Source organism: Mastigocoleus testarum BC008 (genome assembly GCF_001456025.1).
Taxonomy (GTDB): Bacteria; Cyanobacteriota; Cyanobacteriia; order Cyanobacteriales; family Nostocaceae; genus Mastigocoleus; species Mastigocoleus testarum.
In genome coordinates, this window is the sequence record NZ_LMTZ01000144.1 from 23,639 (window position 1) to 45,429 (window position 21,791).

Sequence of the window (21,791 nt, forward strand, 5' to 3'; positions counted from 1 at the left end):
AATGACAGATAAACAAGCTCAGGTAGTTGCTAAACAGTTGGGTGCAATTCCTGCTAATAATGAAAAACTTCAAGCAGAAATTCAACGTTTAAACCGCAAGACTTTTGTGCCTTTAGAGCAAGTCAAAAATCTTCATGACTGGCTGGAAGGAAAGCGTCAATCACGTCAGTCTGGAAGGGTTGTAGGTGAATCGAGAACGGGTAAAACAATGGGTTGTGATGCTTACAGGTTAAGGCATAAGCCCAAGCAAAAATATGGAAAACCCCCTACTGTTCCTGTTGTTTATATTCAAATTCCCCAAGAGTGCGGTGCAAGGGAATTATTCAGTATGATTCTCGAATATTTGAAGTACCAAGCAGTCAAAGGAACAGTCGCAGAGATTAGAAACAGGGCTTTCCACGTATTAAAAAGTTGTGCGGTAGAAATGGTAATTATTGATGAAGCTGACCGTCTCAAACCTAAAACTTTTGCAGAGGTACGTGATATTTTTGATAAATTGGAAATTCCCGTAATTTTGGTAGGGACTGACCGTCTAGATACGGTAATCAAGCGTGATGAGCAAGTTTACAACCGCTTTCGGGCTCGAGAAAAGCTGTCATTGCAAGAAATACGAAAGGTAATCAGTTTTTTAGAGGAAAGAGAATATAAACCTTCTTTATTCACATCTAAGTTAGTGTTTGTGGATTCTCAGCTTTACTTAATTGAAGACTGGGAAGAATTCGGGATGTTGGTTCTAGAAGCTTCTGGTAAAAATAAAGGGCAAATAGTTATTCATCAAATTGGTAAAATTGGTGAAGTGTTATCAGAATTACGAACTAAAGCAGAGAAAAATCATGTTTTAGATTTTGATAAAAGAATTGATGGAACTCCCTTAGCTGCACAAAGTTCTTTATAAGGGTGTGATTTGATTAATTTTCACGCTGCTAAAACCTGACGCACTGCTGCTGACATCAATTTATCTCTATCGCTGATGGACTGGGTTAGCTTCGCTTCTAGTTCATCGCATAGTTTCATCAGTTGGTTTACTTTGGTGACGATGCGGTGTTGTTCGGTGAGGGATGGTAAAGGAATTGGCAGACTATTCACTGTCAATTGATTTATTTTTGGCATACTACCTGAAGTACCAGATGCTCTTTCTCTTAAAAATCTTCTTGAACTTTTGCTATTGATTGTCTGGTATAAATAATTTATATCCAAATACTTTGGAAAACGTATTTTCATCATTAGATCAGGATAAATAAATTCTTTAGCATTACCTTTATAAATAGCAGCTACACCAACATATTCGAGACTATTTGCTCTTTGAATAAGAAGGTCTTGATTCTCGAGCCATAAGTGTGAATCTGGCTCGATTTGCTTGTCTATATATTTGAAGTGTTGGCTATCAAATTTTCCCGACGTTGTAGCACTTAAGGTTAAAGTTTTTACTGATGTAAGGTATTCAACAGGCTTTGGAGAATATCCATTTCTAGGACCAAAAATTGTAAGTTCTCCTAACCTCACCCACTCCCAACCCTGCGGAACCTCAAAAGCCATCTCACCCACATCAACAGGTGGTAACTTCTTCGACTTCTTATTCTTCCCTTCCTTAATTAACCTTTCCTTCTCTTCCTTTATCTTCTCCAACAAAACCGAAGCGGGTTCATCATCAGGATTTTGCGGAACTAACTTACCCATGACAGCTAGTTGAAGGATTGCTTGACGCAGTTGACTGACATTTTCGGGGGTGCTGTAAAGTAAGTCGAAGTTGTCGCTGATAGTTTTCCAGTGCTGTTTAAAGGATTCTGGTGTGCTGGGGGTGATGAGTTTGGTAGTTGCGACTTGTCCTAATTTGAGAATGCGATCGCGCTTTTTTTGCTGTCGTGTTTCCAATTCGTCGCATAGTTTCATCAGTGCGTCTACTTTGGCGACGATACGTTTAGCTTCATGGAACGGTGGCAAAGGAATTAAGAAGTCTTTGAGACTCGACATACTTAAACCTTCACGAGAAATTCCAACTTGTACTCCCATAATTAAATTTTGTACATAGGAGGAAATTAGAGATATGTGAATAAAACACCTAATACTTTTGTCTATTAGCCTGACAATTGCAACGTGTTGACTAACATTACCTTCATCAAAATTATCTGGAACAACACTACTTCTACCTATAGACGCACCAGTAATATTCAAAAGAATATCTCCTGGTTCGACATGAGTACCACTCATTCGTTGATGAATTTGCAGTGGAATATAAGCAACATTTTCTATACGAAGTCCATCATTCCACACATTTTGAGAACGTAGAAACTTTATACCTGTTTTTTGATATACTTTTTTTCCACCTTTAGGCGTACTACCTGCACCCAATTTTCTTGTTACTTCTCCAAGTCTCACCCACTCCCAACCATGTGGTAAACCAAAAGCTATCTCATCCACATCAACAGGTGATAAAGACTTCGACCTCTTAATCTTCCCTTCCTTAATTAACCGTTCCTTCTCCTTCTTTATCTTCTCCAACAAAACCGAAGCGGGTTCATCATCAGGATTTTGCGGAACTAACTTACCCTGTACCGCCAATTGCAAAATCAATTCCCGTAATTTCTCCACTCCATTCGGCGCATCAGCGAATAATTCAAAGTCTTGGAAGAAGGTTTTTGTATTCATAGTTTTGATTGAAGTATTGATGAGAAGATGAGGAGATGAGGAGATGATGGGGTGAGGAGGTGATGAAAAAAAAATTCATTTTTTGCTTCGGAGCATAACCACAATTGCTTACGCAACGCTTCCCTAACATCACATAATCACATCATCCCATCATCATTTCTCGACAAAGCCGACATCAACTCAGCTTTTAACAAATTCCGCGTTTCACTTAACCCTGCCATCAATTCCTGGTAATCTGCTAACATTTCCCCTAAATCTCTGTGGTTTTCTTTTTCCTGATAGGGGTTTTTTATATCTAAGTTGTAGCCATTAGCTTTAATTTCTTCTACCGAAACCTTCCAAGCAAACTCATTTTCCTGGCGGTTATCCCACCAAGCTTTCTCTGGTGCAAATTCTTCAATACGTATCGGTTTGGTTTTGGAATATGATTTATAACCAGGTGGGTAAGGATGTTCGTAATACCAAATTTCTTTTGTCGGTTCACCTTTGGTAAAAAACAATAAATTAGTTTTGATACTTGTATAAGGATTAAAAACACCGTTGGGTAAGCGGACAATTGTATGTAAATTGCACTCGTCTAACAACTTTTCTTTAATCCGCGTCTTTACACCTTCCCCGAACAGCGTCCCATCAGGTAAAACAATTCCCGCTCGTCCGCCATTAACCAACAGATGCATAATTAATACTAAGAATAAATCTGCTGTTTCTTTGGTACGGTAAGCGCTAGGAAAATTACTTTCAATCCCGTCTTCTTCTTTCCCACCAAAGGGCGGATTAGTGACAATTACATCTACTTTTTCATAGGGTTTGTAATCTCGCAGCGGACGCGCCAAAGTATTATCGTGACGAATTTCCGGTACTTCTACCTCATGCAATAACATATTGGTAATACACAGCAGATGGGGTAAAGGCTTTTTCTCCACCCCCATAATTAACCGTTGTATTTTCTCCTTATCTTCAACAGTTTTGATCTGCTTTTTCAAAAATTCCAAAGCACAAGTCACAAAACCACCAGTACCGCAAGCAGGATCTAAAATTCTTTCACCCAAACGCGGTTTAAGCATATCCACCATAAACTGCGTTACAGCACGAGGCGTATAATATTCTCCTGCATTCCCCGCACTTTGCAAATCTTTGAGAATTTGTTCGTAAATATCCCCGAAAAGCTGCTTATCTTTAGAATTATTGAAATCAATTTCATTGAGTTTATTAATCACCTGGCGCATTAAAGTGCCATTTTTCATAAAATTGAAAGCATCTTCAAAAGCATCTCGAATAATGCGCCTTTTGGGGTCAGATAACTCATCTAAATTAAGATTTTTTAGTGTCTGGAATAGCTGGTTATTAACAAACTCTAGTAACTCATCTCCAGTTATTCCTTCCGCATTAGCAGCCCAATTTCGCCAGCGTAACTCCTCCGGTAAAGGCGAAACATAATCATCCTCAAAAGTCTCATATTCCGTTTCCCTGTCATCAAAAACCTTGAGAAAAATCATCCAAGTTAACTGACTAATGCGTTGCGCGTCACCGTCAACGCCTTCATCAATACGCATGATATCTTGGATGGTTTTTACGGTTGTGCTGATGGACATAGTTAAGAAGTTAGGAGTTAAAAGTTAAATTGTGGGGTGTGTTGGCGACAGCGTAACGCATCATTATTGCATTATTTACTAGCTTTTGATGCGCTACAGTGCATGAATCATAATACTAATCAAAAATATTAAGTCAATTATGCAACTAACGCACCCCAAATCACGAAGCTTTATAAAGTTCGCTCTTCAACTCCCTCAATACTTCCAGATATTTCTGTTTTCCGCCAAATAGCTTAATAATTTCCATTGGTGTTGCTAACTCTGTGAATGGCGGAACTTTCAAAACCCCCATTCCTTCAATTTGTTCAATTCCTTCTGAAGCGTATTTATCCAATAACGCATTTAAAACCGCTTTGGCTTTGTCTCCATACTTACTAAAATAATCCCGTTTACGGACATTTTGAGCGCGTTCTTTACGACTTAATGGTGGTCGGTCGAAAGCCACATGACAAATTAAATCAAATGGATCGAAATCTTTACCGACTTCTGATTCCAAAGCTTCAAAAATTACCCCTTGTTCGTGAAGTTCATTAATAATTGCTTGCTTTTGTTCTGACTCGCTCCAACGCCGCAAAAAGTCATCTAAAGACCTATATTCTTTGGTAACTGTCTTGCGAGTATAATCTTTTAAGGACTCCGTAATTAACTTACCATCCTTACCGTAATATTGAACTCGCTCGGCAATCACCGAAACTTCTACATCATCAACTACGTACTTAATACGCTTTCCATCAGGTACAATTGGCGGGTCGATAATTACATCATCTGGTGAAATATTGTCTTCTTCCTCATCTGGTGGAACTATGGAGTCATGATCTGTTTTGGGTTCGTAAATCTGTACGGGTTCACCATCAAAATCGGGATCGGCAAATAATTCTGTCGCCTTTTTAAAGTCCATAATTGTAAAGTAGGACTTACCATACTCCTCATTAATGCGAGTTCCCCGTCCAATAATCTGCTTAAACTCAGTCATCGACTGAATGCGTCTATCCAAAACAATCAACTTACAAGTTTGAGCATCTACACCAGTAGTCATCAATTTGGAAGTGGTTGCAATTACCGGATAAGTACTGTCTGGAAAAATAAAATTATCTAATTCTTCCTTTCCTTCTTTATCATCGCCAGTAATTCGCATCACGTACTTACGATTTTCTAATACCAAGTCTGAATTTTCATTTACCAAAGCTTGGCGCATTCGTTCTGCGTGGTCAATATCTTCGCAAAATACAATGGTTTTCGCAAAGCGGTCATTGGTTGTTTTGAGAAATTCACTTACCTTTTTAGCTACCAATTCCGTTCGTCTTTCCAAAACCAAAGTTCTATCAATATCCTTTTGGTTATAAACCCGGTCTTCTATCTCCTTACCATACTTATCACGCTGTCCCGCAGTTGGTCGCCATCCTGATAAATCTTTATCAATATCGATGCGAATCACCTTATATGGTGCTAAAAATCCATCTTCAATACCTTCTTTGAGCGAGTAAGTATAAATCGGTTCGCCAAAATAATCTATGTTAGAAACTTCCTCTGTTTCTTTTGGCGTAGCTGTTAAACCTATTTGTGTAGCTTTGCTAAAATATTCTAAAATTTCTCGCCAAGCCGAATCTTCTGCTGCACTTCCCCGGTGACATTCGTCGATAATTACTAAATCAAAAAATTCAGGGGAAAACTGCTTGTAAATATTCTTAGTTTCCTCATTACCTGATACCCCCTGGTAAAGCGCCAAATAAATCTCATAAGACTTATCCACCTGACGCTTGGTAATTTTGGTCATCTTCTTACCAAACGGTTTAAAATCATTAGTCTTAGTTTGGTCAATGAGAATATTGCGATCGGCTAAAAACAAAATCCGCTTTTTAGTACGAGACTTCCATAACCGCCAAATAATTTGAAACGCTGTAAATGTCTTACCCGTACCAGTAGCCATTACCAATAATATTCGGTTTTCACCTTTCGCGATCGCTTCAATAGTACGATTAATAGCAACCAACTGATAATAGCGGGGTTTCTTACCGCTACCATCGGAATAATAATCCTGAGTAACAACCCGATTCTCAGCTTCCCCAATCCCCTTCCAAACACAATAACGTCGCCATAATTCCTGGGGTGAAGGAAAACTATCAAGTCTTAATTCTTGTTCAACCTTACCCGTTAATCCAGTAAAATCATGTTCTAAAAAAGCATCACCATTAGAACTATAAGCAAACGGAACATCTAACATCTCAGCATACCCAAGTGCTTGCTGCATTCCACTCCCAACACTGTGTTTATTATTCTTTGCTTCAATCACAGCAATAGGAATATTTGGTTTGTAGTAAAGAATGTAATCAGCACGTTTACTTTTCCCTCTACTAGTCAATCGACCGCGAACTAAAACTTTACCCTTTGTTAAAGGTACTTCTTGACGGAGTTGAGTCATTTTATCCCAACCAACTTCTTCCAAAGCAGGTGTAATATATTTAGTACATATATCCGGTTCGCTTAAAGATTTCTTGTCGATTGCAGCCATATTAGATTTATATATTTACGCAGAAATTTACGATTTACGCAGAAATTTAATTTTAATTCCCTAGTTTCTGTTTTAACCCCTGATAAACCAAATCCAACCACACGGGAATCACAATTTGACCTTTATCCAAAGATGCGATCGCTTTTTCTCGGTCAAACTTTTCAAAACATAGTTTCTCCTTTTGGACATTCCAGTGCAACATCCACCTGCTACCTTTTCCAGATTTAAATAATTCTGGCTCCTTTTCCTTCAAAGCTCTTAAAGTATCGCTAGCAATATCAAAATTTAATCCTGCTCCCAGCCAATATGACATTGCAGACAATTCCACTAAATTAGAAATAGAGTAATAAATGCTACGACCAGTTCCAGTTTCACTGATAACAGGAACAACAACATTTTTCTCACGCCAGTACTGAAGCTGGCGCAGAGTGCATCCGGTGATTTGCGCTGCTTGTTTACTAGTAAAAAATGTGTCTTCCATATTCTAATTTTACAATAGTACCCAACGTAATTAATCTCCCTAACTTTTGAAAAAATTGGGGATACTTTGTGTCTTTTATTCCGACAAAATCTACTTAATTCAGTGGGTAGAATCAACACCTTACGGTATCAGAGGAATAGAGGATTTATTCTAATTAATCCAGTGGATAGAATTGACGTCTTACGACATCTGAAACATAGAAGATTTTATTCTAACTATCCGATTAATTCAGTCAGCGGAAGTCCACCCTGTGAAACTCCCACAGAACAATTATTCTACAAGGGGTTTTGGCGAACCTCAAAAATATGCCCATTTCAGCTTCTTTTGCTGACGTAAATTGTTATTGAATATAATAACTCAAACCTTGTAATCGTCTTTCTATCAAGCTTATAGCGATTCTGGCAGACCCCTACACTTTAGTCCTCCACCTCACCTTGCCAAATATCAAGCTGTTACAAAAGTCAAGAGAATAAGGCAAGCACTTAACCACCTAATTATTAAACATTTGCCATATAAAACATTAATGTTATTATTGAACACATGTTAAGGAGTAGGCATATGACTCAAATTACAGTTCAATGCCGTCTTGTAGCTACAGAAACCACTCGTCAAGAGCTATGGGATCTGATGGCTGATAAAAATACGCCACTAATAAACGAATTATTGAAGCAGGTTGCAGAGCATTCAGACTTTGAAGCTTGGCGACAAAAAGGCAAAATACCTACAGGAACTATTAAGCAACTATGCGAACCGTTAAAAACTGACTCCCGCTTCATTGGTCAACCAGGGAGGTTTTATACGAGTGCGATCGCACTTGTCAGTTACATATATAAGTCATGGCTAGCTTTGATGAAACGCTTACAATACAAGCTCGAAGGTAAAATTCATTGGCTAGAAATGCTCAAAAGTGATGAGGAGTTAGTAGAAATTAGCGGAGTTAATTTAGAAGCTCTACGTAGCAAAGCGGCTGAAATACTAGCTCAATTCAGTCCCCAAATAGATACAAACAATTCCCAGAACAAAAGGAAAACGAAATCTAAAAATAGTAAAAAATCAAAAAGCTCAGATATCAGTAAAAATTTATCCCAACAGCTATTTGACACATACAGGGATACAGAAGATATAGTAACTCATTGTGCTATCAGTTATTTACTAAAGAACGGTTCTAAACTCCCAAATAAAGAAGAAAGTCCCGAAAAATTTACTCAACGTCGGCGCAAAATTGAAATCCAGATTCAGAGACTTAGAGAACAACTTGAAGCTCGGATTCCTCACGGTAGAGATTTAACTGACTTAAATTGGTTAAATACTTTAGATATAGCTACAAATCAAGTTCCCCAAAGCGAGACTGAAGCAAAGTCTTGGCAAAATAATCTATTAAGAAAATCTCATGCTGTACCTTTTCCAGTTTCTTATGAAACCAATGAAGACATGACTTGGTTCAAAAATCGTAAAGGGCGCATTTGTGTAAAATTTAATGGCTTGAGCGAACATACTTTTGAAATCTACTGCGACAATCGTCAATTACATTGGTTTAAGCGTTTTTTATCAGACCAGCAAATTAAGAAAAATAGTAAAAATCAACACTCTAGCAGCCTCTTTACCCTACGTAGTGGAAGAATTAGTTGGCAAGAAGAAGTTGGTAAAGATAGACCTTGGAATGTTAATCATCTAAAACTTGATTGCACAGTTGATACTCGCTTATGGACTGCTGAAGGAACAAATCAGGTAAGAGAAGAAAAAGCAGAAGAAATAGCTAAAACCATTACCAAAAGTAAAGAAAAAGGCGAGCTTAATGACAGACAACTAGCTCATATAAAACGCAAGCAGTCTACCCTCGATAGAATCAACAATCCTTACCCACGTCCAAATAAACCCTTATACAAAGGACTATCTAATATTCTTGTAGGCGTCAGTCTCGGCTTAGAAAAAACTGCAACGGTAGCCATTTTAGATGCAAGCACAGACAAAGTTGTGACTTATAGAAGTATCAAGCAACTTCTTGGTGAAAATTACAAGCTACTAAACAGACAACGACAACAAAAAGGAGAACTTTCTCATCAACGTAAAATAGCTCAAACCCAAGCAGCATCAAATCAATATGGAGAATCAGAACTAGGGCAATATATTGATAGATTACTGGCAAAGGAGATAGTTGCGATCGCACAAAAATATTCCGCTGGTAGCATCGTACTTCCCAAACTTAGCGATATGCGTGAGCAGATAAATAGCGAAATTCAAGCAAAAGCCTTAGAAAAATGCCCAGATTGTATAGAAGCTCAGAAAAAGTACGCCAAACAGTATCGCCGTAGCGTGAATCAATGGAGCTATGGCAGATTAATTGAGAACATCAAAAGTCAAGCGATAAAAACTGGAATTGTTATAGAGGAAAGTAAACAGCCCATCAGAGGAAGTTCTCAGGATAAAGCCAAAGAACTAGCAACTACTGCTTACAAATCTCGTAAAAAATCTTAATCAAAAACATTCATCCGAACCTTGAAAATATAATAAATCATCAACAGCGCCGTTGTTCATGTGTTTAAAGCACCTCTGAGCAATGATAAATGTGGGTTAGTTTGACTGTGGGAACACAGTCTTGCTTTCTGACCCTGGTAGCTGCCCACCTTGAAGCTGCTATTCTTTACGGATAGGAATTAGGTGCGCCCCCAGTAATAGAGGTGTGGGTTTACTACAGTGGTGGCTACTGAATCACCTCCGAGCAAGGAGGAACCCACCTTAATTTTTATTTTTGGCAGATCGAAGCGAGAGCGATTTTCCTGGGGGTTCTGCCAAAATGCTGAATCCCTTCTCTATCAGTTGTTTTGGCTTTTGTGGTGTCAATTTATTTGCTTTTTGAGATGTCTGTTGACGAGTGATTTTGGTAGACCTGCCAAAAACGCTTCCAGAAGTACTGATAAATAAGGGATTGGAGGCGCGGGGTTTCAACGCCGCTTCCAGGTTTGGGCGGGTTGAAAGTTAAAATCCGCACTATCGCGTCTCGACGCGAAGGAGTTTCAACGCCGCTTCCAGGTTTGGGCGGGTTGAAAGTAACTTGCCAGTACCATTACGCTTAATTGCTTAAGTTTCAACGCCGCTTCCAGGTTTGGGCGGGTTGAAAGTTTTTTAGCGTATTTTCCCGAACGTTCGGCACGGTCGTTTCAACGCCGCTTCCAGGTTGGGGCGCATTGAAAAAGACAAATAAGGTGGGTTGAAAGGCGCACTTCGTTCGGGATTTCCCCTAACTACAGCACCAAGAATAAATAAGAGCTATGATTTTAATAGCTTATAATACCAATACATTCTGCTGGTTAACTAATTTGTCAACACGGACATTAATGTGTCAGCACGGACATTAATTTGTCAACGCGGTCAAATAGTTTGGCAAATGACAGACAAAATCGGGATGACTGGATTCGAACCAGCGACCCCTTCGTCCCGAACGAAGTGCGCTACCAAGCTGCGCTACATCCCGATACAATTATTCCAAATTAAGTGAATAGTATCACAAATATTTGCAAATAACCAAAAATTTTTTAGAGCCTAATACATAGAACATGATATGAGAGTTGCTTCAAAAAAATTGGTTATGAGCTTAGCCATTAACTCTCAGGTACGACTGTTTTATGTGCTACAAAAGCTGCATGACCTTTGGACAGATTGTACCGACCAAAACTATCTGAGATTTGAACCTGAAAACCAACTTTTTTCAGTTTTTCGGCAATATCTGAAGCTTTATATAACTGGGCTCGATGTATCTCATCATCACGCCTGTAGTATTCTCCCACTTGACGAAAGGTAGTAATTCGCCGAGTTAATATCTTATGTTTCAAATCTTCTTCTTTCTCAACCAGTACAATCCAATCTCCCCCCTCAGTAAAATTTCTGCTTGGATTTCCCTGAGATAGTTGTCCCGGCTCTAAAATATCAAAGATTAAGATGCCGCCGGGAAGCAATGCATTGTATATACAACTGAAGAACTCAGCTAATTTTTGATGATTATTATTTGGATCGAACAGATAATTAAGACATTCACCAATAGATGTAACGGCATTACAGGGTGGAATTTCCACATCAAATAGCGAAGCTACCACAAAATTGGCATCGGGAACTCTTTGACGTGCAATATTAATCATTGACTCGGAAATATCTATTCCCAGAACCTGATAATCAGCTTGAATAAGTTCTTTTGCCAAAAGTCCACTTCCGCAACCTAAATCGACAACTAAACTTTTGCATACCTTATTTTGATTCAGTATATCTAATATTCCGGGAGCACAATTAAGAGCATAATCCCTGAAACCAACATCATGAATGTAAGCTAGGTCTTCCCTATAAAAGTTTGTCATTTACTGTTAATTAGCCTTCAAGAGTTGGGAAAATTTCTCTACTTAACCTTCACCAATTGCAGTTAAAAGAAAAATTGCAATATGCAATACATTTAGAATACCAGCAGAGTAACTGACTGATATTTCACGCATGATGCAATCTAAAATACATTTACATTGCTCCTGAGTCCTTATTACTTGCTAGTATTAACTCTGTATAGCTATAAGTGATAAAGGCAAATTGTGACAGTTAAACCGGACTGGTTGCGGGTAAAAGCGCCGCAATGGCAACGTGTTGGCAATGTCAAAGAAATTTTGCGGGATTTATCCCTGAATACGGTTTGCGAAGAAGCATCTTGCCCCAATATTGGGGAATGCTTTAATGCCGGAACCGCAACGTTTTTAATTATGGGTCCGGCTTGTACCCGCGCTTGTCCCTACTGCGATATTGACTTTGAGAAAAAACCACAGGCTTTAGACCCTACCGAACCAACAAGGTTAGCGCAAGCCGTTAGTCGCATGAGGCTCAATCATGTGGTGATCACCTCCGTCAACCGCGATGATTTAGAAGATGGTGGAGCTTCCCAGTTTGTTCGTTGCATTGAAGCTGTGCGGCTGCAATCGCCCCAGACTACTATTGAACTATTGATTCCCGACTTATGCGGTAATTGGAAAGCTTTAGAAATAATTTTGCAAGCACAACCGGAAGTGTTAAACCACAATACTGAGACTGTTCCTCGTTTATATCGACGGGTACGTCCTCAAGGTAACTACGAACGAACCATAGAATTACTGAAACGTTCTCGCGAAATCGAACCTAGGGTTTATACTAAGTCAGGTATTATGGTCGGACTAGGTGAAACTGATACCGAGATTCGTCAAGTAATGGAAGATTTACGTGGCGTAGATTGTGATATTTTAACTATCGGCCAGTATTTACAACCTACTGCAAAACACTTGGGTGTAAATGAATTTATCCACCCAGATCGATTTGCTGCTTGGAAGGCATTTGGCGAGGAAATTGGATTTTTACAAGTGGTTTCCTCTCCTTTAACCAGAAGTTCTTATCATGCAGAGCAAGTTAGGAAATTAATGGAGTTATATCCTCGAACAAACGGTAGTTAAAGTTAAAAGTGATGAATGAGGAAAGATATTGCCATTCTAAAATTTCGATGGCAATTCTCGGAACGGGTGCATGGGGCTCAGCTTTATCTACTTTGGCGGCAGCAAATGGTTACCATATAAAATTATGGTCGCGAAGGAGCTGTCAAACCCTAACTGAGGTTGTCAAGGATGCTGATATTATTCTCAGTGCTGTTTCAATGAAGGGAGTAAGAGATATAATCTCTCAACTCCAATTAGTGAAAATATCTCCGAAAACGATTTTAGTTACAGCAACTAAAGGTTTGGACCCTCAAACTACATGCACCCCATCGCAAATTTGGCAAAAAGCATTTCTTAAAAATCCAGTAGTGGTGCTATCTGGTCCAAATTTATCAAAGGAAATTCAGAAAGGATTACCTGCAGCAACCGTAGTTGCAAGTAAAATTGATGGGGTTGCAGAAATGGTGCAGTTAATTTTCTCTTCATACCGGTTTAGGGTTTACACCAACCATGACCCCTTAGGAGTAGAGTTGGGCGGTACCTTAAAAAATGTCATTGCGATCGCTGCCGGAGTGTGCGATGGTTTGGAACTGGGAACTAACGCCAAGGCTGCTTTAGTAACTCGTGGTTTAGCTGAAATGGTAAGAGTTGGTGTGGATTGGGGCGCACAACAAGATACTTTTTATGGTTTATCTGGATTGGGAGATTTACTCGCAACTTGTAATAGTCCCTTAAGTCGTAACTATCAAGTAGGTTACCAACTCGCAAGTGGGAAAAAACTTTCGGAAATCATCGAAAATTTAGAAGGAACAGCTGAGGGAGTTAATACTACGCAAGTTTTAGTCAGACGCGCCCGAGTACAAAAAATTTCTATTCCGATTGCAGAACAAGTACATCGTTTGTTACAAGCAGAAATATCACCTCAACAAGCACTCTGGGAACTTATGCAACGGGATGTTAAAGCAGAATACGAGTGAATTGTTAATATCGGATACATTCTCGAGACAACAATATTACATTGTGAGCGTGCATAAGCATCTATTTTTAAACCCTATTATTGAGCATACACTTAAGCACTTACGAAACCGCGTACAAATAAAAAATACAGTTCAAAAATAGCAAATACTTTATATAGAGACAATCAGCACACTTAAAAATATTACCTCAGACTACTGCCTCAAAAATATTGTCATCAATTTTCAATATTTACGCATAAAAAATTATCAAATCATCAGGAAGACATTTATATAACTATGTAGATATAGCTATGTATAAATGAATTGTGATTTTACTTACATGTTTATATCATGCGAGAAAAGTAACAGTCAATCCTATTGCCATAATTTTTGGAATTAGATTTTAGTAAAAATAAGAGCATGCAAAAAGGCTTGGATAGCTATTGGTTTAGGCATTTGTAGCTCTGTCTTGATATTAATTGTCACATAAAACAATTGAATTTTTGAGAAAAAACTAAATCTCCATCACAAACCGTGTTAGTTATTGCAAGATCGCGGGAACAATAGCAACAGTTGATTAGCTGACCGCAATCTGTTGTTACCTGGAGCCATTGAGACGAACTTATGCCAGCAACTTCTTTTTACGCAGATGCTACCTACGATTCCCAACAGTCTAACCCACAGGTCTTTGACCCCGAAATTGCAGTTGATGAAAGTGAATTACCTACAGATTCTATAGAAGATTTAGAAATTGCTGCTCAAGAATCTGTAGAATCTGTAGAATCTGTCAGTCATAACACAAATACCAGCAGACGTAGTACAGATTTGGTACGTTTATATCTTCAGGAAATTGGACGAGTTCGTCTCTTAGGGAGAGATGAAGAGGTTTCTGAAGCTCAAAAAGTCCAGCGCTATTTACGACTAAGAATTTTACTCTCTGAGTCAGCCAAGCAGGATCGTGAAGATATTATTTCTAGCTATTTACAAATCGTTGAAATTCATGAGCGTCTAACATCTGAATTAGGACATCGCCCCTCTTTTGAAAGATGGGCAAAAACTGCTGGAATGGAAGTAGTTGAACTCAAGCAAATGTTGTCCCGAGGTAAACGACGCTGGGCAGAGATTGCTGGTTTGACTGTAGGGGAACTGGAGAAACTTCAAAGCCAGGGACTACAAGCTAAAGAGCATATGATTAAAGCTAATCTTCGCTTGGTAGTTTCCGTTGCTAAGAAATATCAAAATCGTGGTTTAGAGTTATTAGATTTAGTCCAAGAAGGTACTTTGGGCTTAGAACGAGCTGTAGAAAAGTTTGACCCCACAAAAGGTTATCGTTTTAGTACCTATGCCTATTGGTGGATTCGTCAAGGTATTACTAGAGCGATCGCCACTTCTAGCCGTACTATTCGCCTACCGGTTCACATCACTGAAAAGCTAAATAAAATCAAGAAGGCTCAACGCAAAATTGCCCAAGAAAAAGGTCGTACCCCTACTTTGGAAGACCTAGCAATTGAGTTAGAAATGACTCCCACTCAAGTTAGAGAAGTTTTACTACGAGTTCCCCGTTCAGTCTCTTTGGAAACTAAGGTAGGGAAAGATAAAGATACAGAGTTGGGAGAATTACTCGAAACAGATGGTATTACACCAGAAGATATGTTGATGCGAGAATCTTTACAAAGAGACTTGCAAAATCTACTGGCAGATTTAACTACCCGTGAGCGTGATGTTATACTTATGCGCTTCGGCTTGGCTGACGGTCATCCCTATTCTCTGGCAGAAATCGGACGCGCTTTAGACCTATCGCGGGAGCGAGTACGGCAAATTGAATCCAAAGCATTACAAAAACTTCGCCAACCCAAGCGACGCAACCTTATTCGCGATTACCTAGAGTCCCTCAGCTAAATATATGCCGGGGGGTTCAACCCCCTGAACATAATACAAAATACTCTTTAGTTACTGAATAATGCTTAGCATTATTTATTTGCTTAAAGTGCACATGTTGATTTGTTAAGTTTTTTGCTTTTTCTGAAATTATGGGAGAAGTAGAAAATTAACAGGAGTAGAAAAAAAAGATACCATTTTACCTTGCTTATTGTTTCCTATAATTCCTGATTTTGATGCCCTACCTTATAATTTCAAACTTCTGAGCTCTAGTACATATCCTTCTAATTATCTGAAAAAGAAACTTTGCGCACATCGGTTTGCACTCATGGAAGTGTCAACTTTTCATGACCTTTAAGTTTTTTTTACAATTCTTTTCAATAAGCTACAATTGTTGCAAATCATCTAAAGTTTTTGCTATATTCTCAACTAATGAGCTTTGTTGAGAATTTTTAGCTATGACCGCATACTCATCTGCCTCACTTAAAGCAGAACTAAACGAAAGAGGTTGGCGATTAACTCCCCAGAGAGAAACAATATTACATATCTTTCAAGAATTACCTCAGGGAGAGCATCTCAGTGCAGAAGATTTGTATCAGAGACTTGAAGAGCGGGGTGAAGGAATTAGTCTCTCGACAATTTATCGCACCTTAAAACTAATGGCGCGCATGGGAATTTTACGCGAACTGGACTTGGGAGAAGGTCACAAACATTATGAGATTAATCAGCCCTATCCCCATCACCACCACCATCTAATTTGTATTAGGTGTAACGAAACAATTGAGTTTAAAAATGAATCTATTTTGAAAACTGGTGCAAAAACTGCCCAAAAAGAAGGTTATCACTTACTTGATTGCCAGTTAACAATACATGGAGTTTGCCCAAAATGCCAGCGCTCCCTAATACCTGTATGAGGCTGTAGTCACAGCAAATGGGAAACGCTGGCATTAATTTAAAGTCAAATAAGTTTGACTTTTATATAGCTCATCTTAACCAAGTAACTATATCAACATTAGGACAGAATGAGCGTTTAGATCCGGCCTTGGGTAAACACTGCAAAAAATACTAGAGATGTTACCAGTAGCGCCCATTTTTGAGATCGTTGAGGCTAATATCATAGAATTGTTGTGCCTGCTTAATTGCGCGTTTGGTGGATTTATCCATCACGCCATTAAGTGGTCCTTTATAAAAACCTCTTACTCGCAATCTTCTTTGAACTTCCATAACGCTAAACTGACTCTTGGGAGCAGTTTTAACTTGGCTGTGTAATTTTCCTCTTGTTGTTGGACCAGCAATACCGCTAGCTGCGAGATAATTATCTGCTTGGAATCTGCGGACTGCAGCGGCGGTATAAGAACCAAAATAGCCGTTGGGTTCGCCTTTTAGATATCCAGCTTCAATTAATTGTGCTTGCAAAACTCGAACAGCTTCGCCGCGATGACCTTGACGAAGATTATCGGGATTTACTTTTACTGAAGTTCTTCTTGCTTCACCGCCGAAACCAATCCCACTTGGTGGTAATTTTTGTCGTGTGTTGGGACCAACTACACCATCGGTATCCAAATTGTAAGCTTTTTGAAAACGTTTGACTGATTCTTCAGTAATTGGACCAAATATTCCAGTGGCGTTACCGTAGTAATAACCAGCTACGCGCAGTTGTTCTTGTAATACTCTAACGACTTCCCCTTCATCTCCTCTTTTCAGGTATTGGGTTGTCTGCTGCTTTTTTACAGGTGTAACTTTAGGAACTTGATTCCTGATAATTCTGGTGCTGACAATCTGGGTTTGGGTTGGCTTGGATTGAGGTTTGATTTTCGCAGGACGCCAACTTTCTAATTTTTGCAGGGTAGAAACTCCTGCGATTCCATCAGCTGCAATTCCTGCTGCTTTCTGAAACCGACGAACTGCATCTTCGGTAGGTTTATCATACACTTTAGTAATAGGAGCCTGATAAAACCCAGCTTTTTGTAACTGCTGTTGTAAGCCCGATACGGAAGGACCGTTATCTCCTTTTTGTAATGCTAAAGCACTACCTACGGTACTTAACAGAGACACAGTCAGAGCAAGGGGAAGCAAGTGTTTCCATGCTTTGCTAGAAAACTTCCCCCATTCCGGTGTAATTCCCCGATTCAGCAGTTGACTAAGGAAAATCAATTCACTACTAGGGCAATCTTCGTAAGTTGAAGCTAAGTGTAAATACGCAATGTTTTCCATGTTTACCTCATCCCGTTATTTTGTTTCAATCGCTGCTTCGGCTTGATGAACAAGGTTTCTCAAATTTTCTATTATTTGTATGTTTACATCCTGCCATAAATTGCGCTTATGAGCTTCTAACAATCTTTCCGCAATATCACGTAAAGCATGTGGATTGTGTTGCTCGATAAAGTCGCAGACTGGGGAATTAAATAAATAAGTATTTGCTATTCCTTCATACATATAATTTTCAACACAGTGGGTTGTAGCATCATAGGCAAAAAGATAGTCTACTGTTGCGGCAATTTCAAATGCCCCTTTATAGCCATGGCGCATAACTCCGGCGATCCATTTGGGATTAATTACCCGCGAGCGATATACTTTGGCAATTTCTGTTTTGAGATGGCGGATTTTGGGGCGAGCAGGAATAGAATTATCGCCAAAATATATTCGAGGATGCTTACCACTGATAGTGCGAACTGCTGCAGTTAGACCACCTTGAAATTGGTAGTAATCATCGGAGTCAAGTAAGTCATGTTCGCGATTATCTTGATTGTGCAATACTATTTGCATTTTGCCCAGACGTTGTTCGAATGCTTCTGGCGCGGATCTTCCTTCACTTTTACCCGTATAAGCATATCCACTCCAATTCATATAAGCACGGGCTAAATCTCGGTCATCTGTCCAATTTTGGGATTCAATTAAACCTTGCAGCCCAGCTCCGTAGGCTCCTGGTTTGGAACCAAAGATGCGATAGCGCGATCGCGTCAAGGCTTCTGATTGTGTCAAACCTAGTTTTTGCCAATGTGCTGTTTCTTGACGTACCTGTGCAGCTAAGGGATTGAGGTGGGGTGGTTCGTCCAATGCAGCAACTGCTGTAACTGCTTTGTCAAATAAATTGACTAAATTAGGAAAAGCATCCCGGAAAAAACCCGAAATTCTTAAAGTCACATCTACGCGGGGACGACCGAGAACGGAAAGGGGCAAAATCTCAAAATCTACTACTCTTCTGGCGGTACCATCCCATACAGGTTGTACTCCCAAACAAGCTAAGGCTTCGGCAATATCATCACCTCCAGTTCGCATTGTGGAGGTTCCCCATACTGATAATCCTAAGGTTTGGGGATATTCACCATGTTCTTGGGTGTAGGATTCGATCAAAGTTTCGGCAGCTTTTCTACCCACATCCCAGGCTGTTTCTGTGGGTAGGGCACGAATATCTACAGAGTAAAAATTATTGCCAGTTGGTAATACTTCCGGACGTCCGCGGGTAGGTGCACCAGCAGGTCCACTGGGAACATATTCACCATTAAGCCCGCGTAGCAAATTTTCAATTTCGCGGTTTGTTTGTTTGAGGGCGTTTAAGAGATTTGATTGGATCCAATTTAGTACTGCTTGGGTATGGGATACTCCATTTTCAGATGGTGGTTCGCAAACAGGTTTTTGTTTGCTAGATAGTTGTGTGGTCTGTTGTGTAGTCTGTTGACTGATACTTTGAACTGAATAATTTTCAATTAAATTTTGGACGAGAAAAGCTGTTTTTTGTTCCAAAATCTCGATCGCATCGCCAATATTTCTGGATTTATGGGGATTTTTTCCGTGGAATTTTTGTTCGCAGAAATTTTGCTCCGAGGTTTTAGCAGCTAAAATTTTTCTGTCGTTTGCAGATAACTCTGTTCCTAAATCCGTTGTAATTGGGTCAAAATCTAAACTCCAATCCAGAGCAATGGCTCTGAGTAAACCAGGATATTGGCGGTTCGGGTGACGAGCGATCGCAATGATTAAATCTCGTAATTGTCTTCCTTGGGGACATTGACCAAAAATATGTAAACCATCACGAATCTGGGCTTCTTTGAGTTCGCAAAGATAACCATCTAAATAGTTCAAAACTGAAAGCTCAAAACTGGAAGCATTTTGAGTATCTTTGTTTTGGTTAGGTTGATTTTGGTTAGTTTGGTTTTGGTTAATTTGGTTCCCATTAACTGGGTCATTTGCAATTCCCAGATCGAGATGAAGATTTTCTTTGAGGACCAAAGAATGAATGCGATCGCAAATTAAACTCAAGCGTGAAGGATCTAAACTTTGGGCTTCATGATACTCATCAATTAAGTTCTCTAGTGTTTGTAGACCGCCATAGAGTTCAGCTCTGGTCAGGGGTGGAGTTAAATGATCTAAAATGACCGCCGATGCACGACGTTTAGCTTGGGAACCCTCACCAGGGTCATTAACAATGAAGGGGTAGAAGTGAGGAAGTGCACCCAAAGCAACCTCAGGATAACAATTTTCTGATAGGGCTAAACTTTTACCTGGTAGCCATTCCAGATTGCCATGCTTGCCCACATGAATTATTGCATCAGCAGCAAAGCATTCTCTAATCCAGTAATAAAATGCTAAGTAATCATGGGTTGGTTCCAGATCGGGAGCATGATAATTTAAGCTGGGGTCAAGATCGTAACCCCGAGCGGGCTGAATACCAATAAATACATTACCTAAATTCATCCCAGAAACTGAGTATTCACGTTCTTGTTTGGGAAAACCCCAGCGTTGAGAAATACCTGTCTGTATTGATGGGGGTAAATTCGCAAAGTATTTAGCATATTCCTTCGCGTCAAGACTTTGTGCAACCGGACGTAACTCCCTTCCTTCTGGGTCATTGGTCACATTTTTTGTCAGATGTTCGATTAACTCCGTTCCTGTGTGGGGAATATTATCGAGCTGATAACCGGCAAACTTCATCGCCTTAAGAATTTCTACACAACTGGCTGGGGTATCTAATCCAACGCCATTTGCTAAACGTCCATCCCGGGTAGGATAATTAGCCAAAATCATGGCGATACGACGTTCCTCAGGTGGTTTAGCAGATAACTTGACCCAGTTTGTTGCCAAATCAGCAACAAATTCTATCCGCGAACTTTTTGGTTCATAAACCACTACATCTGTTTCCAGGGAGGAATTGCGGCTCTGTAAAGTTTTAAAAGAAACAGCACGAGTGATAATTCGCCCGTCGACTTCTGGAAGTGCTACATTCATGGCAATATCCCGGGGAGAAAGCCCTTGTAATCCTGACTCCCATTCTTTTACAGCAGCACTACTGTTAATGACTTGCAAGATTGGCACATTTAATTTGTCCCACAAATCCACTTGTGGTTTTTCTATATCTAACTTTGCAAGGGAAAAACTAGTAGTGTTGAGTAAAAGTTTAATTGGCGAAGAAGTATTGGATTCAAAAAACTGGCTGAGTTCGGTTTGAACTTCCAAGTCCCGTAACGAAGAAATAAATATTGGTACCGGTTCCAAATTTCGTTTTACTAAAGCTGCACATAATGCATCAATGGTCTTGGTATTACCAGCTAAGTAATGAGCACGATAGAAAAGGATCGCAATTTTTGGGGATTTGGGATTAGATCTCGGAGGTTGGTTTTCGTTCCATATTTTCTCCTCCATTCCCCGTTCCCCGTTACCCGTCTCCTTTTCTCCTGTCCCAGTCGCTAATCCCCAGTCCCCAGTCCCCAATCCCCCATAAAACCCAACTCGAGGAACAGTTCTAGGAGGTACAGGATTAAATGATGTTGAAAGACATTTATCCGCAATTAACATGAAAGCATTGGCAATATTTTCCGTTCCGCCTTCATTAAAATATCGCCATACCTGATTTGCGATTGCCAAGGGTAAAGTCGAATGGGCGATTAATTCTGTGTCCAGAGCATCATCCCCTGGCATTACAATTAGATTTGTACCTTTGCGCTCTACTATTTGAGAAACTACCTCTAAACCATAAGCCCAATAAGAACGTCCTCCTAACAGTCTAAGAATGATTACTTCTGCAAATTCCAAAACTTGCTCGGCATAGGTGTCGATACTGATTTGATGCTGTAAATCTAAAAGTTTAGCAACTCTAACTTGAGGAAATTTACCTGGTAATTTTGGCAGCGCAGCTGCTACAGTTTGAATTTCAGTGTCCGCAGCCGTAATTAATATGATTGGTGCTGGAGTTTGTTCTACAAATCTTATGTCGTCTGACTGAAGTTCCCATTTATTAGTAGTGACACTTGTGCGATGCATAATTTGCTAATACCGTCTTAAACTGTTGATTAGGAAACAATCACA

13 protein-coding genes and 1 tRNA gene are annotated in these 21,791 nt (G+C 39.6%); 6 read left to right on the forward strand and 8 right to left on the reverse strand.

From position 1 onward, the window contains the following. Position 1 precedes the first annotated feature (1 nt). Positions 2-895 (forward strand): TniB family NTP-binding protein, encoded by an 894-nt coding sequence (locus BC008_RS38680; protein ID WP_082650506.1) that lies wholly within the window; start codon positions 2-4, stop codon positions 893-895. 20 nt (positions 896-915) lie between these two features. On the opposite strand, the gene BC008_RS38685 is transcribed toward BC008_RS38680, so the two are convergent. The 4 genes from BC008_RS38685 to BC008_RS38700 all read right to left on the reverse strand — a co-directional run bounded on the left by BC008_RS38685 (position 916) and on the right by BC008_RS38700 (position 7,228). Then, positions 916-2,646: a restriction endonuclease subunit S gene (locus BC008_RS38685; protein ID WP_058183372.1), complete on the reverse strand. Its 1,731-nt coding sequence runs from the start codon at positions 2,644-2,646 to the stop codon at positions 916-918. A gap of 137 nt (positions 2,647-2,783) precedes the next feature. Beyond that, complete coding sequence (locus BC008_RS38690; protein WP_027843565.1) at positions 2,784-4,238, reverse strand: type I restriction-modification system subunit M; 1,455 nt, start codon at positions 4,236-4,238, stop codon at positions 2,784-2,786. Between the two features lie 160 nt (positions 4,239-4,398). Continuing rightward, a complete protein-coding gene (hsdR, locus tag BC008_RS38695) occupies positions 4,399-6,747 on the reverse strand; it encodes an EcoAI/FtnUII family type I restriction enzme subunit R (RefSeq protein ID WP_201026088.1) in 2,349 nt (782 codons plus the stop codon). 52 nt (positions 6,748-6,799) lie between these two features. Then, the gene (locus tag BC008_RS38700; RefSeq protein WP_027843567.1) at positions 6,800-7,228 is read right to left on the reverse strand and encodes a MerR family transcriptional regulator; all 429 of its coding nucleotides are present in this window, start codon (positions 7,226-7,228) and stop codon (positions 6,800-6,802) included. 558 nt (positions 7,229-7,786) lie between these two features. Between BC008_RS38700 and cas12k the strand changes: the two genes are divergently transcribed. After that, positions 7,787-9,703, forward strand: a complete 1,917-nt coding sequence (cas12k, locus tag BC008_RS38705; protein WP_027843568.1) for a type V CRISPR-associated protein Cas12k — start codon at positions 7,787-7,789, stop codon at positions 9,701-9,703. 923 nt (positions 9,704-10,626) lie between these two features. On the opposite strand, the gene BC008_RS38715 is transcribed toward cas12k, so the two are convergent. Continuing rightward, positions 10,627-10,700 (reverse strand) — tRNA-Pro (locus BC008_RS38715). A gap of 127 nt (positions 10,701-10,827) precedes the next feature. Further along, complete coding sequence (locus BC008_RS38720) at positions 10,828-11,574, reverse strand: class I SAM-dependent methyltransferase (RefSeq protein ID WP_027843569.1); 747 nt, start codon at positions 11,572-11,574, stop codon at positions 10,828-10,830. 222 nt (positions 11,575-11,796) lie between these two features. Here BC008_RS38720 and lipA point away from each other — a divergent pair, with 222 nt between their 5' ends. The 4 genes from lipA to BC008_RS38740 all read left to right on the forward strand — a co-directional run bounded on the left by lipA (position 11,797) and on the right by BC008_RS38740 (position 16,405). After that, complete coding sequence (gene lipA, locus BC008_RS38725) at positions 11,797-12,678, forward strand: lipoyl synthase (RefSeq protein ID WP_027843570.1); 882 nt, start codon at positions 11,797-11,799, stop codon at positions 12,676-12,678. 47 nt (positions 12,679-12,725) lie between these two features. Then, positions 12,726-13,634 (forward strand): NAD(P)H-dependent glycerol-3-phosphate dehydrogenase, encoded by a 909-nt coding sequence (locus BC008_RS38730; RefSeq protein ID WP_235596007.1) that lies wholly within the window; start codon positions 12,726-12,728, stop codon positions 13,632-13,634. Positions 13,635-14,237: 603 nt separating this feature from the next. After that, positions 14,238-15,512 (forward strand): RNA polymerase sigma factor SigC, encoded by a 1,275-nt coding sequence (gene sigC, locus BC008_RS38735; RefSeq protein WP_027843572.1) that lies wholly within the window; start codon positions 14,238-14,240, stop codon positions 15,510-15,512. Between the two features lie 437 nt (positions 15,513-15,949). After that, positions 15,950-16,405 (forward strand): Fur family transcriptional regulator, encoded by a 456-nt coding sequence (locus BC008_RS38740; RefSeq protein ID WP_027843573.1) that lies wholly within the window; start codon positions 15,950-15,952, stop codon positions 16,403-16,405. A 160-nt stretch (positions 16,406-16,565) separates the two neighbouring features. Here the strand turns inward: BC008_RS38740 and BC008_RS38745 are convergent, their stop codons facing one another. Then, the gene (locus BC008_RS38745) at positions 16,566-17,705 is read right to left on the reverse strand and encodes a peptidoglycan-binding domain-containing protein (protein WP_027843574.1); all 1,140 of its coding nucleotides are present in this window, start codon (positions 17,703-17,705) and stop codon (positions 16,566-16,568) included. A gap of 15 nt (positions 17,706-17,720) precedes the next feature. After that, positions 17,721-21,746, reverse strand: a complete 4,026-nt coding sequence (gene cobN / locus BC008_RS38750) for a cobaltochelatase subunit CobN (RefSeq protein WP_027843575.1) — start codon at positions 21,744-21,746, stop codon at positions 17,721-17,723. Positions 21,747-21,791 lie beyond the last annotated feature (45 nt).

Coding starts and splice junctions, on each gene's coding strand:
- cobN (WP_027843575.1), bottom strand. CDS start 21,746: ATGCATCGCACAAGTGTCACTACTAATAAATGGGAACTTCAGTCAGAC.
- sigC (WP_027843572.1), top strand. CDS start 14,238: ATGCCAGCAACTTCTTTTTACGCAGATGCTACCTACGATTCCCAACAG.
- hsdR (WP_201026088.1), bottom strand. CDS start 6,747: ATGGCTGCAATCGACAAGAAATCTTTAAGCGAACCGGATATATGTACT.
- BC008_RS38745 (WP_027843574.1), bottom strand. CDS start 17,705: ATGGAAAACATTGCGTATTTACACTTAGCTTCAACTTACGAAGATTGC.
- BC008_RS38685 (WP_058183372.1), bottom strand. CDS start 2,646: ATGAATACAAAAACCTTCTTCCAAGACTTTGAATTATTCGCTGATGCG.
- BC008_RS38720 (WP_027843569.1), bottom strand. CDS start 11,574: ATGACAAACTTTTATAGGGAAGACCTAGCTTACATTCATGATGTTGGT.
- BC008_RS38680 (WP_082650506.1), top strand. CDS start 2: ATGACAGATAAACAAGCTCAGGTAGTTGCTAAACAGTTGGGTGCAATT.
- cas12k (WP_027843568.1), top strand. CDS start 7,787: ATGACTCAAATTACAGTTCAATGCCGTCTTGTAGCTACAGAAACCACT.
- BC008_RS38740 (WP_027843573.1), top strand. CDS start 15,950: ATGACCGCATACTCATCTGCCTCACTTAAAGCAGAACTAAACGAAAGA.
- BC008_RS38700 (WP_027843567.1), bottom strand. CDS start 7,228: ATGGAAGACACATTTTTTACTAGTAAACAAGCAGCGCAAATCACCGGA.
- BC008_RS38730 (WP_235596007.1), top strand. CDS start 12,726: ATGGCAATTCTCGGAACGGGTGCATGGGGCTCAGCTTTATCTACTTTG.
- BC008_RS38690 (WP_027843565.1), bottom strand. CDS start 4,238: ATGTCCATCAGCACAACCGTAAAAACCATCCAAGATATCATGCGTATT.